This is a genomic window from Kitasatospora sp. NPDC054795, from assembly GCF_053611565.1.
Map to the genome: position 1 here is coordinate 1 of NZ_JBSHAP010000059.1, position 15,386 is coordinate 15,386.

Annotated in this window: 14 protein-coding genes and 1 pseudogene; 8 read left to right on the forward strand and 7 right to left on the reverse strand. The window is 72.1% G+C overall.

Going from position 1 to position 15,386, the window contains the following annotated elements:
- The 3 genes and pseudogenes from ACWGJO_RS21630 to ACWGJO_RS21640 all read left to right on the forward strand — a co-directional run.
- A pseudogene (locus tag ACWGJO_RS21630) lies at positions 1–546 on the forward strand (NmrA family transcriptional regulator); the annotation flags it as partial.
- A gap of 178 nt (positions 547–724) precedes the next feature.
- On the forward strand, positions 725–1,327 hold the full coding sequence (locus ACWGJO_RS21635; RefSeq protein WP_452185961.1) for an anthrone oxygenase family protein: 603 nt from the start codon (positions 725–727) through the stop codon (positions 1,325–1,327).
- Positions 1,328–1,525: 198 nt separating this feature from the next.
- Entirely contained in the window at positions 1,526–2,221 is a 696-nt protein-coding gene (locus ACWGJO_RS21640) for a polysaccharide deacetylase family protein (RefSeq protein WP_452185963.1), read from the forward strand.
- A 74-nt stretch (positions 2,222–2,295) separates the two neighbouring features.
- On the opposite strand, the gene ACWGJO_RS21645 is transcribed toward ACWGJO_RS21640, so the two are convergent.
- Positions 2,296–2,790: an anthrone oxygenase family protein gene (locus ACWGJO_RS21645; protein ID WP_452185965.1), complete on the reverse strand. Its 495-nt coding sequence runs from the start codon at positions 2,788–2,790 to the stop codon at positions 2,296–2,298.
- A 177-nt stretch (positions 2,791–2,967) separates the two neighbouring features.
- Between ACWGJO_RS21645 and ACWGJO_RS21650 the strand changes: the two genes are divergently transcribed.
- The 4 genes from ACWGJO_RS21650 (at position 2,968) to ACWGJO_RS21665 (ending at position 6,137) form a co-directional block, all read left to right on the forward strand.
- Positions 2,968–3,975 carry an AraC family transcriptional regulator gene (locus ACWGJO_RS21650; protein WP_387687813.1) on the forward strand — a complete coding sequence of 336 codons (1,008 nt, stop codon included), beginning with the start codon at positions 2,968–2,970 and terminating at the stop codon, positions 3,973–3,975.
- A gap of 120 nt (positions 3,976–4,095) precedes the next feature.
- Positions 4,096–4,674 carry a TetR/AcrR family transcriptional regulator gene (locus tag ACWGJO_RS21655; protein ID WP_452185967.1) on the forward strand — a complete coding sequence of 193 codons (579 nt, stop codon included), beginning with the start codon at positions 4,096–4,098 and terminating at the stop codon, positions 4,672–4,674.
- Between the two features lie 41 nt (positions 4,675–4,715).
- Positions 4,716–5,873: a GDSL-type esterase/lipase family protein gene (locus ACWGJO_RS21660; protein WP_452185969.1), complete on the forward strand. Its 1,158-nt coding sequence runs from the start codon at positions 4,716–4,718 to the stop codon at positions 5,871–5,873.
- Between the two features lie 120 nt (positions 5,874–5,993).
- Positions 5,994–6,137: a hypothetical protein gene (locus ACWGJO_RS21665; protein WP_452185971.1), complete on the forward strand. Its 144-nt coding sequence runs from the start codon at positions 5,994–5,996 to the stop codon at positions 6,135–6,137.
- Between the two features lie 230 nt (positions 6,138–6,367).
- Here the strand turns inward: ACWGJO_RS21665 and ACWGJO_RS21670 are convergent, their stop codons facing one another.
- The 6 genes from ACWGJO_RS21670 to ACWGJO_RS21695 all read right to left on the reverse strand — a co-directional run bounded on the left by ACWGJO_RS21670 (position 6,368) and on the right by ACWGJO_RS21695 (position 13,337).
- Complete coding sequence (locus ACWGJO_RS21670; RefSeq protein ID WP_452185973.1) at positions 6,368–7,033, reverse strand: 4'-phosphopantetheinyl transferase family protein; 666 nt, start codon at positions 7,031–7,033, stop codon at positions 6,368–6,370.
- A 5-nt stretch (positions 7,034–7,038) separates the two neighbouring features.
- The gene (locus ACWGJO_RS21675) at positions 7,039–7,932 is read right to left on the reverse strand and encodes an alpha/beta fold hydrolase (protein ID WP_452185975.1); all 894 of its coding nucleotides are present in this window, start codon (positions 7,930–7,932) and stop codon (positions 7,039–7,041) included.
- A 26-nt stretch (positions 7,933–7,958) separates the two neighbouring features.
- Positions 7,959–8,429 carry an SRPBCC family protein gene (locus ACWGJO_RS21680; protein ID WP_452185977.1) on the reverse strand — a complete coding sequence of 157 codons (471 nt, stop codon included), beginning with the start codon at positions 8,427–8,429 and terminating at the stop codon, positions 7,959–7,961.
- A gap of 93 nt (positions 8,430–8,522) precedes the next feature.
- Entirely contained in the window at positions 8,523–9,998 is a 1,476-nt protein-coding gene (locus ACWGJO_RS21685; RefSeq protein ID WP_452185979.1) for an FAD-binding protein, read from the reverse strand.
- Between the two features lie 451 nt (positions 9,999–10,449).
- On the reverse strand, positions 10,450–12,399 hold the full coding sequence (locus ACWGJO_RS21690; RefSeq protein WP_452185981.1) for a flavin-containing monooxygenase: 1,950 nt from the start codon (positions 12,397–12,399) through the stop codon (positions 10,450–10,452).
- A gap of 44 nt (positions 12,400–12,443) precedes the next feature.
- Positions 12,444–13,337 carry a class I SAM-dependent methyltransferase gene (locus ACWGJO_RS21695; RefSeq protein WP_452185983.1) on the reverse strand — a complete coding sequence of 298 codons (894 nt, stop codon included), beginning with the start codon at positions 13,335–13,337 and terminating at the stop codon, positions 12,444–12,446.
- A gap of 1,757 nt (positions 13,338–15,094) precedes the next feature.
- Between ACWGJO_RS21695 and ACWGJO_RS21700 the strand changes: the two genes are divergently transcribed.
- On the forward strand, positions 15,095–15,355 hold the full coding sequence (locus tag ACWGJO_RS21700; protein ID WP_224279085.1) for a hypothetical protein: 261 nt from the start codon (positions 15,095–15,097) through the stop codon (positions 15,353–15,355).
- Positions 15,356–15,386 lie beyond the last annotated feature (31 nt).

Below are 15,386 nucleotides of genomic sequence, written 5' to 3' on the forward strand. Positions count from 1 at the left end.
CGGTTGGTGCTGCTGTCGGGGCGTGGTGAGGAGGCGGCGGAGGCGGGGGAGAAGGCGGTGATGGAGTCGGGGGCCGCGTGGACGGTGGTGCGGTGCGCGTGGTTCGACCAGAACTTCAGCGAGTCGTTCTTCCTGGAGCCGGTGCTGGAGGGGGTGTTGGCGTTGCCGGTGGGTGGGGCGGTGGAGCCGTTCGTGGACGTGGAGGACATCGCGGACGTGGCGGTGGCGGCGTTGACGGAGGCGGGGCACGCGGGGGAGGTGTACGAGGTGACGGGGCCGCGGCTGCTGTCGTTCGCGGACGTGGCGGTGGAGTTGTCGGGGGCGACGGGGCGTGAGGTGCGGTTCGAGGCGGTTTCGCGGGAGGCGTACCGGGGGGTGCTGGAGGCGGCGGGGCTGCCGGCGGACTTCGCGGAGCTGTTCTCGGTGATCCTGGACGGCCGCAACGCCTCGCTGGGCGACGGTGTGCGGCGGGCGCTGGGGCGTGAGCCGCGGGACTTCGCCGACTACGCCCGCGAGGCCGCCGCCTCCGGCGTGTGGAACGCGTGACCATCCGGAAGGGCAACACCTGCCGTCCGTACGGCAGTTCAGTAGATCGTCGGTGCCGGGCCGCACCGGCCACCTGACCAGCCCCCGGCCGCGGCCGGGAGCGGTGAGGAGGCCGGCGGCCCGGACGCCGGGAGAGTCCCCGCACTGGGCGGGGACCGGGGAGACCGAAGGAATACCCATGCGCTCGAACCAGACCGCGACCCCTGCTTCCTACACCGTCGCACAGTCCTTCACCGGCCTCGCGCCGGGCGGCACGGCCCCGGCCGTGCCCGGCACCCGGAGCAAGGCCGCCGGCCCGCTCCTGGTGGGCGCCACCATCGCGATGGGCCTGATGGCCGGACTGTTCTTCGCCTTCGACGTCTCGGTGATGCCGGGCCTCGCGGAGGGCGACGACGGCACCTACGTGACGGCGATGCAGCACATCAACAAGTCGATCGACGGGAACGGGCTGTTCGGCCTGGTCTTCATCGGCGCCTTCCTCGCCACCGGCATCGCCGCCTGGCTCCAGCACAAGGCCGGCCGGCGGCAGGCGGCGCTCTGGGCGGCGGCCGCGACGCTGCTGTACGTGGTGGCGCTGATCGTCACCATGGGCGTCAACATCCCGCTCAACAACGAGCTGGCGGCGGCCGGCGACGCGGCGCAGATCCACGACCTCGCCGCCGTGCGGGCCAAGTTCGCGGACACCTGGGTCCCGGTCAACATGCTCCGCACCGCGCTCTGCGCCGGCGGCCTGCTCGCCCTGACCCGCTCCCTGGTGCTGCACGGCCGCGCCGGGCGCTGAACGCCGCTCCCGCACAGGGCCCCCGACGGATCCCGTCGGGGGCCTTCGGTCTGCCGGCGGGCAACTGTCGCCCGGCATCCGCCACCCGGCGCCCGACTGGCCGATTCCGTTCGCTCGCGACCGACGAAGGGTCGCGGCGGACGGGCCCGCGGGCGCAGACTGGCCGGTGCACGGGAGTTCCGACCGCAGGGGGCAGGCATGTCCGTACCACCCGTCAGGCGCAGGGCAGTTGGCAGGATCCGGACCGCGATCGGCGCACTGGTCGTCGCCCTGGCGGCGGGAGCGGCGGTCACCCTTCCGGCCGCCGAGGCGCAGGCGGCCGGCGCCAAGGGCGGCAAGGTGGTCTACCTGACCTTCGACGACGGCCCCAGCCCCGCCTACACGTCCAAGGTCCTGGCGACGCTCGGCCGGTACGGGGTGCGCGCGACCTTCTTCGAGATCGGGCAGAACGTCTCCGCCCACCCCGCGGTGACCGCGCAGGTCGCCAAGCAGGGCCACAGCGTGCAGAACCACTCCTGGTCCCACCCGGACCTGAGCAGGCTCTCCGCGGCCGCGTTCAACGCGCAGGTGGCCGACACCGACAAGGCCATCCGCGCGCAGACCGGCCGTACCCCGAGCTGCCTGCGCCCGCCGTACGGCGCCGTCAACGGCACGGTGCGTTCGAAGGCCGCGGCGCTCGGCAAGCAGATCGTGCTCTGGTCGGTGGACCCGGCGGACTGGTCCCGCCCCGGCGCGGCCGCGATCAGGTCGCGGGTGCTGAACAACGTCCGTCCCGGTTCGGTGATCCTGCTGCACGACGGCGGCGGCGACCGCAGCCAGACGGTGGCCGCGCTGCCGGGGATCATCTCCACGCTCAAGGCGCGCGGGTACGGCTTCGCCACCCTCTGCGGCTGAGTCCGGTCAGCGGCAGAGGGTGGCGGCGGCGGGCGGCGCGGCCGGGCCCGCCCGTCGAGCGGGTCCGGGCCCGGTCAGCTCTGCCCGTTGAGGACGAGCGCCCAGGCGAGGCAGGCCAGGGCGCCGGTCGACAGCAGGGCGCGCAGCACGTTGAAGCGCACCCAGCGCGCCTCGAAGCGGCTGCGCACCGCGGCCGGGTCGGCGATCCGCTGGGCCGACCCGGCGGCTTCGAGCTCGTCGTTCAGTGGGATGTTGACCGAGCGGGTGACCCCGATCATCGCGATGTACAGCACCAGCGCGGCGATGGTCGCGGGCAGGACGTCGTGCCCGTCCGAGGGCAGGTGCAGGGCGACCGCCGCCGCGGTGGCGAGCAGGGCGCCGACGAAGCCGAGGACGAACCAGCCGTTCAGGATCGCCTTGTTGACGCGCTGCATCACCTCGATGAACGTGCGGTCGTCGACCCGCGCGAGTGCCGGCATGACCGAGCACGAGTAGCCGTAGAACAGTCCCGCGGTCAGTCCACAGGTGACCGTGGCCGCCACCAGGACGAGTGTGCGTGCCGTTTCCATCGTCGTGAGCCCCTCACTTCTCGCAGCCGGTGTCGCCGTACCGCGGTCGCCGTGTTTCGGTCCGTACCCCCGTGCGCAGATCATCCGGCATTCGGGCGGTGCGAGCCACCTCGATCACTCAAGAGTCTCTCAAATGACGAAGCGTCAAATGATGTCCTGCCGTCTACACTTGGCGTCATGGACACTCTGACGGGACTCCTCGACGGCCCCAAGGCCCGTGGCGCGTTCCTGCTGCGCTCCATCCTCACCCCGCCGTGGTCGCTGCGGATCGAGGACCGGGCCCCGCTCTCGGTGGTGACGATGGTCCGCGGCGACGCCTGGATCCTGCCCGAGCGCGGCACCCCGCTGCTGCTGCACCCCGGGGACGTGGCGATCGTGCGCGGCCCCGAGCCGTACACCGTGGCGGACGACCCCGACACCCCGGTGGACGTGATCGTCGGCCCGGGCCAGGTCTGCACCAAGGGCGGGGTGGACGTCTCCGAGGTGATGTCGCTCGGCGTCCGGACCTGGGGTCAGGGCCGGGAGGGCGACCGGGCCTCCTCGGTGGTGCTGTCCGGCACCTACCAGGCCGAGCACGAGATCGGCCAGCGGCTGCTCGGCTGCCTGCCCGCACTGCTGGTCCGCCCGGCCGGCACCGGCGCCGACGACACCCTGGTGCACCTGCTGGCCGCCGAGATAGGGCGCAACGAGCCCGGCCAGGAGCTCGTCCTGGACCGCATCCTGGACCTCCTGGTGGTCTCCGTGCTGCGCTCCTGGCTGGCCGCCCCCGACTCCGGCGCCCCCGCCTGGTACCGCGCCCAGCACGACCAGGTGGTCGGCCCGGTGCTGCGGATGATGCACGACGACCCGGCCACCGCCTGGACGGTCGCCGAACTGGCCCAGCGGGTCGGGGTCTCCCGGGCCGGCCTGGCCCGCCGCTTCACCGCCCTGGTCGGGGAGCCCCCGATGGCGTACCTGGCGGGCTGGCGCCTGGCGGTCGCCGCCGACCTGCTGCGCGAGCCCGAGTGCACCGTCGCCTTCGCGGCCCGCAAGGTCGGCTACAGCAACGCCTTCGCCCTCTCGGCGGCCTTCAAGCGGGTACGCGGCGTCAGCCCGCAGGAGCACCGCCGGACGGCCGCCACGGGCACCCCGTCGCAGCAGGCGGGCTTCTCGGGGCCGGCGGAGACGGTGATCCTGGCGGGCTGAGCGGGCTGAGCGGGCTGAGCGGGCTGAGCGGGCTGAGCGGGGTGTCGCCATTTGCCTAATCCATTTAGGCAATCCCATACTGTCCGTAGACAGCCGACGCGACCGTACGGGAGAACGCACATGGCAAGGGCAGGGCTGACCGTCGAACGCCTGGTCGTCGCGGGCGCCGAGCTCGCCGACCAGGTCGGCTTCGACCAGGTGACCGTCGCCGCGGTCGCCCGCGGCTTCGGCGTCCAGACGGCCAGCCTCTACTCCCACGTCAAGAGCTCCCACGACCTCAAGACCCGGATCGCCCTGTACGCCCTGGAGGAACTCGCCGACCTCGTCGCCGACGCCCTCGCCGGACGGGCGGGCCGCGACGCCCTCGCCGCCTTCGCGGACGCCTACCGCGACTACGCGGCCCGCCACCCCGGCCGCTACGACGCCACCCGGCTGCGCCTGGACGCCGCAACGGCCGCCGCCAGCGCGGGCGTCCGGCACGCCCAGATGACCAGGGCGATCCTGCGCGGCTACGACCTGGGCGAGCCCGAGCAGACCCACGCGGTGCGCATGCTCGGCAGCGTCTTCCACGGCTACATCAGTCTGGAGGCGGCCGGCGGGTTCAGCCACACCGCCGTCGACCCGCAACGGTCCTGGGACTGGATCATCGACTCCCTCGACGCCCTGCTGCGCGCCGGCGGGCCCCGTACGACCGGTTGATCCACCCCTCCGCACGCCCCGACGAACCGAAGAGCAGCACCATGACGACGATCACCACCCCCGTCACCGAGGCCCTCCTCCACGGCCACCTCGACCTCGAACGCACCGCCCGCGGCCTGCTGCCGCACCGCCTGCCCGCCGCCACCCGCCGGCGGATCCCCGACGAACAGCTCGCGATGGCCGAGTCCCAGCCCTCCGGCGTCCGGCTCGCCTTCCGCACCCGCGCCACCACCGTCACGCTGCACGCCGTCCCCACCAAGCGCGCCTACCCGGGCGTCCCGAACGTCCCGGACGGCGTCCACGACCTCCTGGTGGACGGCAAGCTCACCGCGCAGAGCACCGTCCCCGGCGGCAACCTGCGCACCGTCGACCTCGCCACCGGCCGCTTCGAACTGACCGAGGGACCGTCCGGCAGCGCCCGGTTCACCGGCCTGCCGGAACGCGACAAGACCGTCGAGATCTGGCTCCCGCACACCGAGACCACCGAACTGATCGCCCTCGAAACCGACGCCCCGATCGATCCGATCCCGACCGGCACCCGCAAGCACTGGCTGCACCACGGCAGTTCGATCAGCCACGGCTCCAACGCAGCCCACCCCACCGGCACTTGGCCCGCCCTGGTGGCCAACGGCGCCGGCCTGGACCTGACCAACCTCGGCTTCGGCGGCGGCGCCCTGCTCGACCCCTTCACCGCGCGCGCCATCCGCGACACCCCCGCGGACCTGATCAGCCTCAAGCTCGGCATCAACCTGGTGAACACCGACCTGATGCGGCTGCGCGCCTTCACCCCGGCCGTCCACGGCTTCCTGGACACCGTCCGGGACGGCCACCCGAACACACCGCTGCTGGTCGTCTCCCCGCTGCTCTGCCCGCTCCACGAAACCGTGCCGGGCCCGCTCGCCCCCGACTTCAGCAGCGGCACCCTGCGCTTCCGCGCCACCGGCGACCCCGCCGAGGTGGCCGCCGGCCGGCTCACCCTCACCGTCATCCGCGCCGAACTGGCCCGCATCGTCGCCGAACGCCGGGCCGACGGCGACCAGCACCTGCACCACCTGGACGGCCTGGCCCTCTACGGCGAGCCCGACCACGACGCCCACCCGCTCCCCGACGGCCTCCACCCCTCCCCGGAGGCCCACCGCCTCATCGCGGAGCGCTTCGCCGAGCTCGCCCTCGCCCCCGGAGGCGCCCTGGCACCGTGACCCGCCGCGCTCGCCTCCCACCGGAGCGGCACGGCGGACCAGTGGCCGCGGACCTACGGGCAGTGGCAGCAGCTCCACCGGGCGCGGCGGGCGACCTGGCTGGGCCGACGCTGCCGCGTCGTGTTCCTCCCCGCCACGTCGCTCCGCCCCGGCGCCGTCGACTCCTCCGCGATGCCCGTGGCGCAGTTCCCGCAGTTCCCGCAGCGGTCGGTGACCATCGCGCGCCAGGAGGACCGCCCCGGCGCCCCGACCACGTCGGCCTGACCGCCCACCCGGCTGCGGCTCCCCGGAGGCCGCCCGGCTCGGCCCGGCGGCACGGCCGCGATGGGCCCCGGGACGGCGCGTGTCGCGGAATCTCCGGCCCGGGTACGGCCGTTCCCCGCGAACCACCCGGAACGGAGTGGGACCACACAGCCCCGCCCCTTGCCCGGCACCGGCCGTACCGGTGCCCAGCAAGGGGCGGGGCGTGGACGGTCCACGGACGGCAGGGCGCCTCATGCGGCGGCAGCCCGGGACGGCGGGAGCGCGAGCGCGGTGACCACCGTGCCGCGGTGCACGCCCCAGGCGCCGGTGCGGACGGCCGGGTGGTGCGGGTGCCGGGCCGCGAACGTACCGTCGGCGTACACGGCGACGGAGATGGCCGCGAGCGGGGCCCAGATTCCCGTCAGCGGATGGACGGCCTTGTAGGTGGCCTCCTTGGCGCTGAACAGGACCGTGTCCCAAGGGGCCCGGCCCTCCGGCAGCACGGCCAGGGCGCTGCGCTCGGCCTCGCTGCTGACCAACTGGAGCACACCCCGCGGGAGCGGCCGCGCGGGCTCGGCGTCGATCCCGAGCGAGGCCAGCTGCCCGGTGCCGGCGACGGCACAGGCCGTGTAACCGTCCGTGTGGGTGATGCTGCCCGCGACGCCCGCCGGCCACCGGGGCGCCCCGCCCGGCCCGGGCAGCAGCGGCACCGGCGGATGCCCGAGAGCCCCGAGCACCTGGCGGGCGAGCGTCCGGGCGGTGGCGAACTGCCGGCGGCGACGCGGCGACCGGTCCCGGATGTACGCCGCCTCCGACGGCAGCAGCCGGCCCTCGGACGGGACGCCGAAAGCCTCGGCGCAGTGGACATGGGGCGGGAGCAGCGCGGTCAGCACGCCGGCCGGAGCGGTGGTGGTCACGGTCGTCAGCGGCCGGCCGCGACCAGCAGGTTGACGTGGTGCGCGATGTGCTGGGGCGTCTCCAGCGGCACCATGTGACCGGTGCCGGGAATCCGGTGCAGCTCGGCGTGCGGCAGCGCCGACGTGAGCTCCCGGCTGAACTCGGGCTTCACGATCTTGTCCTCGGTGCCGGTGATGACCGCGGTCGGCGCGGTGATCCCGGCCAGACCCGCGCGCTGGTCCATCTCCCGCGTCGACGCGAAGCACGCCGCCCGGGTCGCCGGCGACGTGGCGGCGAACAACCGGCGGTTGGCCTCCCGCGCCGACAGCGAAGCACCCGGCCCGTGCGTCCCACCGAGCAGCCGACGGCCCAGCCACGGCGTCCGCAGTGCCCGGCTGAACAACTTCGACCCCATCATCCTGACCTCGCTCGCCGGCGTGATCTGCCCGTGCGAGGCCGTCGACACGAGCACAAGACCCGCCAACCGCCCGACACTTGCCCCGCCGTTCCCGGCCGACAGCCCCGCCGCCCAGGCCAGCGCCGCGTACCCGCCGCCCGAGTGCCCCACCACCACGACCGGCCGCTCCGGCGTGGTGAGCGTCCCGACGACGGTGTCCAGGTCCCGCGCCAACCGCTCGATGCCGATCGGCTCCCGCCCGGACGTCGACGAGGCGTGACCGCGCTGGTCGTACGTGGCCACCGTGTGCCCGGCCGCCGCGAGCTGCTGCGCGGTGGCGTGCCAGACGGTCCGGGAGGCGGCCCAGCCGTGGACCAGCAGCACCAGCGGCTGGCCCGGATCGGGCTCGCCCGGCTGGTGGACCGTGATGGCGAGGTGCGCGTGGTCGTCGGTCGTCGCGGTGTGGTCGGTGGTGGTGACGGTGTGCCGGGCGGGGAGCACGGGGATTTCGGTGACGGTCACTGGGGCCTCCTTCTCCGGTGGGGTTCCTACTTCTGGTTGTCGAGGTGGCGGCGGAGGTTGCTGAGGGCGTGCTGGGTGGCGGTGGTGTGCTTGGTCGTGAGGTTCGTGAGCTTGTGGAAGAACTTGGCCAGGCCGTGCGGGTCGGTGGCGAAGGTGATCGTCAGCAGCGTCCGGGTGCCGTTGTCGTGGGGCGTGAGCCGGTAGGTCGTCGTGCCCTGGAAGTGGCCGGTGTGGGACTGGGTGAGCTCGGCGTCCGGGACGACCTGCGTGGTGGTCGAGGTGAACCGCAGCTTGGGACCGGGCTTTCCGACACCCGCCGGGTGGACGGTGGTCGTGGTGGTGCCGCCGGTCTGCTGCGGGCCGGTGGACCCGGGCCGGTGGGTGTTGTGCGGGTGCCACCACGTCGTCCTGCCGTTGAGCTCGTCGACGAGGGCGTTCCAGACGGCGTGGGCGGGGTGGTTGAGGATGGTCCGGTCGGTGTGGTGAATGGCGCGCACGGGGAATCGGTCCTTTCGCTCGACGGGTGCGGCAGAGGAATCCGGTGAATCGCCGAATTCCCTTTCCTGTTGCGGTGCGTGGTGATTTTGGCGTCAGGAGAAGATGTTGTGGCCGGGCGTGAGGGTGTGCGTGGGGTCATAGGTGTTCTTGGCGTTGGTGAGGGTGGTCCACTGGGGGCCGTAGTGGTGTTGCCAGTCCGTGGGGCTCATGTTGGGGATGGCGCCGACGAGGTAACGCTTGGCACCGAGTTGGGTGGCGGCGTTGTAGAGGTCGCGGTTGCGGGTGAGGTGAGTGGTGGGGTTGATGCTGGGGTGGGGGAAAGCGAGGAGGTCGAAGAGGTAGGCGGTGGGTTCGTTGGGGGTCATGGCGAGGGGGTGGGTGAGTTTGTTGGTGTGGAAGGGATAGCAGAGGAGAAGGCCGGGGCCGATGTCGTCGGGGGTGAGTTGCGGGAGGGCGTGGTCGAGGAAAGCGGGGGTGGTGCTGGCGGGGAGGAAGAGGGAGAGCCAGGGCTTGGGGGTGTTCCAGTAGCCGAGATCTTTGATGGCGTCGGCGAAAGCGTCGGCACGGTAGGTGTATTCGCGGTAGGTCTGGTCGGCGACGGTGGTGGTGGCGGGGTTGAGGCCGGCGAGGAGGGGAGCGGGGTCGGGGGGCGTGGTGCCGTTGTAGTGGGCGACGGCTTCGATCTTGTAGTGGGGGGACTGGCCGTTGGGCTGGATGAGGATTTCGCCGACCTGGGAGGGGAAGCGGCCGTCGTTGAGGATGGTTTGTTGGTCGGTGAGGAAGGCGTGCCGGTCGGTGTAGGTGAGGGTGAGGACGCGGGCGTTTTGCGGGGCGGGGACGAGTTTGAGGGTGGCTTTGGTGATGATGCCGACCTGTCCGGCGCCGGCCAGGGCGGTGTGGAAGAGGTCGGGATTGTGAGTGGGGGAGGCGGTGAGGATGCGGCCGGTGCCGGTGACGATCTCGATGGATTCGACGGTGTCGGCCTGGAGGCCGTATTTGTGGACGGTGGAGCCGATGCCGCCGACGCTTATCGTGCCGCCGATGGAGAGATGGAGGTAGTCGGTGAGGCAGGGGGGTGTGAGGTTCTGGGCGAGTGCGGCTTCGGTGAGTTGGGCCCAGGTGACGCCGGTGTCGACGGTGGCGCTGGTGGGGGTGATGGCGTGGATGCGGTTGAGAGCACGGGCGTTGATGCTGATGCCGCCGGCGACGCCGGCCTGGCCGTAGTTGGAGTGTGATTCGAGGTCGTTTCCGGTGCCGCTCTGGCCGTTCATGGCGACTTTGAGGTTGTTGCGGCGGGCGAAGCCGATGACGGTGGCGATGTCGGGGGCACCGGCGGGGTTGAGGACGGCGTAGGGAGTGTTGGTGGTGAGACGGCCGAAGTCGTGGGCGTGGGCGGTGCGGGAGGCGGCGGCCGTGGTGAGGGTTCCTTGGATGGGGGGCAGGGGGGCGATGCGGCCACGGGTGGGGGTGTCGGTGGTGGCCCAGGTGCGGGTGGTGGTGTTGTAGCCGATGACGGTGGCGGCGGCGCCGGTGAGCAGGGTGCGCCTGGACAGGGGGGTTCGGTTCATGCGCGGTGGTCTCCTCGGAGTGGTGGGCGGGCCCGGCGGGTGCGGGTGCCGGTGGTGGGTGGTGGGTGCCGGCTCTGCGGGTGCTGTCGGCGGTAGCCCGGCCGGTCGGTGGTTCCGGTCCTGCCGGTCGTGCGGGCTGTTGCGGTGGTGGGTGCGGGGGTGTTCCTGCCTTTTGTGACTGCGGTGCTGGTCATGCCTGTTGCGCTGGTGTCGGTGCGGGGGCCGGTTCCTTTGCCTGCCGGCCCCGTCTGCCGGGCGTGTGTGTTGGTCCGGGTGTTCCGGTCGTGTGTGCCGTAGCGGTTCTTGCTGCCTGTAACTGGCCTGTTGGTCCTGCTTGTTGTGCTGGTTCTGCGGGTCTTGCCGGTTGTGGTGGTGCTGTGTCCGGGGTGGTGGCCGGGGTGCTGTTGGTGGTTGGTGGCCGGGTGCTGCCGGTGCTGCCGGGTGTGTGGTGTTAGGGGTTGGTGTGGGTGGTGGTTTGGTAGTTGGTGAGGTCGAAGGTGCGGGTTTGTCGGTGGAAGCGCCAGGTGTAGGTGGGCCAGATGTTGGGGTTGTTGCCGTGGGTGTCGGTGTACCAGCTGGTGCAGCCGCCGGTGTTCCAGACGGTGTTCTTGAGGCGGTTCTGGAGGGTGGTGTTGTAGGTGGTTTGGGCGTGGGGGTGGACGTCGAGGGTGGTGAGGTGGTGGGTGCGGAGGGTTTTGAGGGCGGCGAGGATGTAGGTGATCTGGGCTTCGATCATGACGGTTTGGGAGGAGTGGCCGAGGGTGGTGTTGGGGCCCAGGAGCATGAAGAGGTTGGGGAAGCCGTGGATGGTGGTGCCGCGGTGGGCGGTCATGCCGTGGGTGGTCCAGGTGTCGTGGAGGGTGTGTCCGTGGCGGCCGTGGATGAGGTGGGCGATGGGGCGGTCGGTGGCGGTGAAGCCGGTGGCGAGGATGATGGTGTCGATGTGGCGTCGGGTGCCGTCGGTGGTGGTGATGTGGGTGGGGCCGATGTGGGTGATGGTGTCGGAGACGATGTCGACGTTGGGTTGTTGGATGGCGGGGTACCAGGTGTTGGAGAAGAGGAGGCGTTTGCAGCCGACGGTGTAGTCGGGGGTGAGGCGGGCGCGCAGGGTGGGGTCGGTGACGGATTTTTTGAGGTGGCCGGCGGCCATGTTCTTCATGCCGGTGGTGCGGGAGGGGCGGGACATGAAGAACGCGACGATTTCGCGGCCGTGTTTGTTGAAGGTGCGGCGGAAGCGTTGGTAGCCGGGGAGGTGGCGGAGCATCCAGGTGTGGCGGGGGGTGTTGGGTTTGTCGGGTTTGGCGGCGACCCAGGGGGGTGTGCGCTGGTAGAGGTCGATGTGTGCGGCGTGGGGTTGGATGGCGGGGACGAACTGGATGGCGGAGGCGCCGGTGCCGATGACGGCGATGTTGCGGCCGGTGAGGTCGTGGTCGTGGCGCCAGCGGGAGGAGTGGAAGACGGTGCCGGTGAAGGTGTCGAGGCCGGGCAGGTCGGGGACGGCGGGGTCGGAGAGGTAGCCGGTGCCGGTGACGAGGACCTGGGCGGTGTAGCGGCCGTGTGTGGTGCGGATGTCCCAGTGGTGGTGGGTGTCGTTCCAGGTGGCGTTCAGGAGTTCGTGGTCGTAGCGCAGGTGGGGGTCGACGCCGTAGCGGGTGGCGCAGTTCTTGAGGTAGGTGTGGACCTCGGTCCGGGTGGCGAAGGTGGATTTCCATTCGGGGTTGCGGGCGAAGGAGAAGGAGTAGAGGTGGGCCTGGACGTCGCAGGCGCAGCCGGGGTAGGTGTTGTCGCGCCAGGTGCCGCCGAGGTCGTGGGCGCGTTCGAAGACGAGGAAGTCGTCGATGCCGGCTTTGAGGAGGCCGATGGCGGTGCCGAGGCCGGAGATGCCGGCGCCGATGATCGCGACTTCGAGGTGGCGGACGGCGAGGTCGCCGGCGGTGCCGGCGCCGGTGGCCGTGGCGGTGGTGGTGCCGGCGGTGGTGGCGGGGGGTGTGTCCGGGTCGGTGTCCGTGGTGGCCGGGCGGGTGTCCGTGGTGGTGGTGGTGGCCGTGCCCGCGCCGGCGGCCGTGGCGGCGGCGGTGGTGCCCGCGGTGCCGGTGGTGGTGGCGGTGGTGCTGCCGGCGCGGGTGCCGGTGGTGGCGGTGGTGCCGGTGTCCGCGGTGCCGGTGGTGGTGGCGGTGTCCGTGGCGCGGGCGGTGGTGGTGGCGGTGTCCGTGGCGCGGGTGGTGGTGGTGTCGGTGCCGGCGGTGGTGCTGCCGGCGCGGGTGGTGGTGCTGGTGGTGCTGGTGGTGCTGGTGGTGGTGTTGGGGGTGGGGGTCACCCCCGCCGCCGGGGTTGTGGGGGGTGTCGCCGGGGTGGCGGTGGGGGTGTTGGTGGTGCGGTTGGGGGCGGGGGTGGTGGTCATGGCGTCGGTGTCCTCTTCTCGGGTGTCCTCGGTGGGCCCGGGGGTCAGGCGCGGCGGGTGAGGGTGACGCGGAAGTTGTTGAAGATGTGGTCTTCGAGGGTGTAGGCGAAGATGTCGAGGTAGCGCTCGAAGCGGGCGACGGTGGTCTCGTCGGTCATGGTGACGGCCTCGTCGCGGCGGGCGGCGAGGAGTTGGAGCCAGGCGCGGCAGGCGCGGGCGAAGGACTCGGGTTCGTTGCGGATCTCGGTGACCTCGAAGAGGCCGTCGAGGCCGGCGGCGAGTTCGGGCAGGCGCGGGATGTGGCAGCCCTCGAACTCCTCGCGCTGGAGGAACTTCAGGTCGTCCAGGAGCCGGCGGCGCAGTGGGGGGTTCTCGACGGTCATGGTGTGCAGGACGAAGCGGGCGCCGGGCTTGAGGAGGGAGTGGACCTGCTTGAAGAAGACGCGGTAGCGCTGGGTGCGCTCCTTGGGGGTGAGGGAGGAGAGCACGAAGTGTTCGAGTGCGTTGATGCAGAACGCGGCGTCGTAGGGGGCCTGGCCGTCGGCGAGGCGGTGGTCCTCCCAGCTTTCGACGCGGGCTTCGATGGCGGGGTTGGCGAGGGCGTGGACGAAGTCGGCCTGGGTGCGGGAGAGGGTGACGCCGACGGCTTTCTTGACGCCGTGGACGGTGGTGAGGCGGTTGAGCATGGTGCCCCAGCCGCAGCCGATGTCCAGGACGGTCTCGGTGCGGGCGGCGCGGGCGAGGTCGGTGAAGGCGTCGAGTTTGCGTTCCTGGGCCTCGTCGAGGACGGCGACGAGGTCCTCGCCGTCCTCCCAGTAGCCGCCGGAGTACATCATGGTGGGGCCCAGGATGAGCCGGTAGAGCTCGTTGGGGACCTCGTAGTGGTGGCGGATGGCCTCGATGTCGGGGTTGATGGAGCGGGCTTCGACGGTGGTCATGGGATGGGGCCCCTCGGTTGACGGTGGTGGGTGTCGGACGGGTGGGCGGCGGCGGGGCCGGCGCCCGGTGACGGGTGGACCGGCCTGCGGTGCCCGGTGCGTGGTGCGTGGTGCGTGGTGCGTGGTGCGTGGTGCGTGGTGCGTGGTGCGTGGTGCTTGGTTCTCGGCGCCGCGCGTGGTGCGTGGTGCGTGGTGCGTGGTGCGTGGTGCGTGGTGCGTGGTTCTCGGCGCCGCGCGTGGTGCGTGGTGCCCGATGGCCGGCGCGTGGTGCGTGGTGCCGCTCGGGCCGCCGTGGCGGCCGTGGCGGTCGTGGGGCCGGTTGTTGCCGGTTGTGGTGCGGCCGGTCGGGCGGTGTTCTGTGCCGGGACCGGGCCGCGTGCGGACCTGTCGACTCCGGCCGGGGTGGACGGCCTGGCCGGGCCGTTGCCCTCGGTGCCTGCCGTGTCGGGCGGCCGGGTGCCGTCCGTGGTGCGGTGTGCCGGTTGAACCCGGCTTCTGGCGCGGGCGGGTGGTTGGGTGCCGACCGGTGGGCGGTGTGCCGGCCGAGCCGGGCCGAGGTTCCCGGGGTTTGACGCTGTCCGGGGTGGACGGCCGTCCCGGGCAGCCGCCCCGGTGCCTGCCGTGCCGTGCCGTTTCGGGCGGCCGGGTGCCGTCCGTGGTGCGGTGTTTGCGGTCGAACCGGGTTGCTGTCCGGGGTGGTTGGTTCCCGGGGTCGGCGGCCGTGCCGTGTCGTTTGGGGCGGTTGGGTGCCGTCCGTGGTGCGGTGTTTGCGGTTGAACCGGGTTGCTGTTCGGGGTGGTTGGTTCCCGGTGCCTGCCGTGCTGTGCCGTGCCGGGTGGCTGGGTGCTGCCCGGTGCGGTGGGTGCGGGCGGTGGGTGGGTTGGTTGTCCGGTTCGGGTGGGGTGTGCGGTCGGCCGTTGTTGTGGGTGGCCGGGTGGCCGGGTGGCGTTCGTGGTGGTTGGTGCCGTTCGGACCGGGTGGTGGTGCCGGGTGTTCGGGCGGCGGTCCGGGCCGCGGGCCGTGGTGCTTGTGGTTGCGGGTGGCCGGGTGCTGCCCGGGGGCGGGTGGTTGCGTGCGGGTGCGGTGTGTTGTGGGTCAGGTAAGCGTGTGTCTCGCAAGCGGTGCGCAAGGCAGCGGGGGCCGGGTGGGTTGCGGGCCGGTTGCGTGGGAGCGGGTTTCATGCGGTTTCGGCAAGACGCACGGTTTCCGGGGTCCGTCCTCGGGGGGTGCTTCGGTTCCCGGACGGCGTGTTGTGCGCTGGTGCGGGGGTTGTGGGCGCTGTCGCCGTTGTGTTTCCGGTGTTGTCGGTGCCGGCTGTCCCGCCTGCCCGCCTGCCCGCCTGCCCGCCTGCCCGTCCGCCCGCCTGTTCGTCCGCCCGCCTGTTCGTCCGCCCGCCTGTTCGTCCGTCCGGCCGTCCCGGTCGTTCGCCTGTTCGTCCGGCTGTCCCGGCCGTTTGTCTGTTTGTCCGTGTTGTTGTTCGTGTCTGTCGGCCGGCCTGTTGTCGGTGTTCCTGTTCGTCCCTGCCCCCCGTTCTTCGGTTGTCGGTTGTGTGGTGTGTTGCCGGGGGCGGGGGTGCGGGGAGTGCCGGGGCCGGGGGTGCGGGCGGGGCGCGTGGCGGGCGGCGGGCGGCGGGCGGCGGGCGGGGGTGTGGGTGTGGGGTTGGGGGTGGTGGTGTGTCGGCGGTGTTTTCTGTCCTGCTTCTTTCGATGCGTTGACGGCGTCCACCGTGTGGTGGGCGTGGAGAGGAACGATCACTGATGTCTCAGATCCCCACGATCGAGGACCTGGCCCAGCAGCTCCAGGCGGTCTCCGGTGCCCAGGAGATCGACGCGGACGCGGCGTTGCAGCACATCGCGGACGTCGATTCGCTGGACCTGATGGAGTGGCTGTACGGCTTCCAGAACCAGTACCCGCACATCCCGGCGGACGAGTCGCTGTTCGCGGACATCGACGACACCACGACGCTGCGCGTGGTCCACGAGCGGATCCTGGCGCTCGTGCCGGCCGCCGGTAACTGAGCGCGGGCGAGCGGCGGACCGGGAGAGGGAG

Excerpts from the sequence above, each read along its gene's own strand:
- ACWGJO_RS21655 (WP_452185967.1), top strand. The coding sequence starts at position 4,096 with ATGGCAAGGGCAGGGCTGACCGTCGAACGCCTGGTCGTCGCGGGCGCC.
- ACWGJO_RS21695 (WP_452185983.1), bottom strand. The coding sequence starts at position 13,337 with ATGACCACCGTCGAAGCCCGCTCCATCAACCCCGACATCGAGGCCATC.
- ACWGJO_RS21650 (WP_387687813.1), top strand. The coding sequence starts at position 2,968 with ATGGACACTCTGACGGGACTCCTCGACGGCCCCAAGGCCCGTGGCGCG.
- ACWGJO_RS21685 (WP_452185979.1), bottom strand. The coding sequence starts at position 9,998 with ATGAACCGAACCCCCCTGTCCAGGCGCACCCTGCTCACCGGCGCCGCC.
- ACWGJO_RS21640 (WP_452185963.1), top strand. The coding sequence starts at position 1,526 with ATGTCCGTACCACCCGTCAGGCGCAGGGCAGTTGGCAGGATCCGGACC.
- ACWGJO_RS21645 (WP_452185965.1), bottom strand. The coding sequence starts at position 2,790 with ATGGAAACGGCACGCACACTCGTCCTGGTGGCGGCCACGGTCACCTGT.
- ACWGJO_RS21635 (WP_452185961.1), top strand. The coding sequence starts at position 725 with ATGCGCTCGAACCAGACCGCGACCCCTGCTTCCTACACCGTCGCACAG.
- ACWGJO_RS21690 (WP_452185981.1), bottom strand. The coding sequence starts at position 12,399 with ATGACCACCACCCCCGCCCCCAACCGCACCACCAACACCCCCACCGCC.
- ACWGJO_RS21700 (WP_224279085.1), top strand. The coding sequence starts at position 15,095 with ATGTCTCAGATCCCCACGATCGAGGACCTGGCCCAGCAGCTCCAGGCG.
- ACWGJO_RS21660 (WP_452185969.1), top strand. The coding sequence starts at position 4,716 with ATGACGACGATCACCACCCCCGTCACCGAGGCCCTCCTCCACGGCCAC.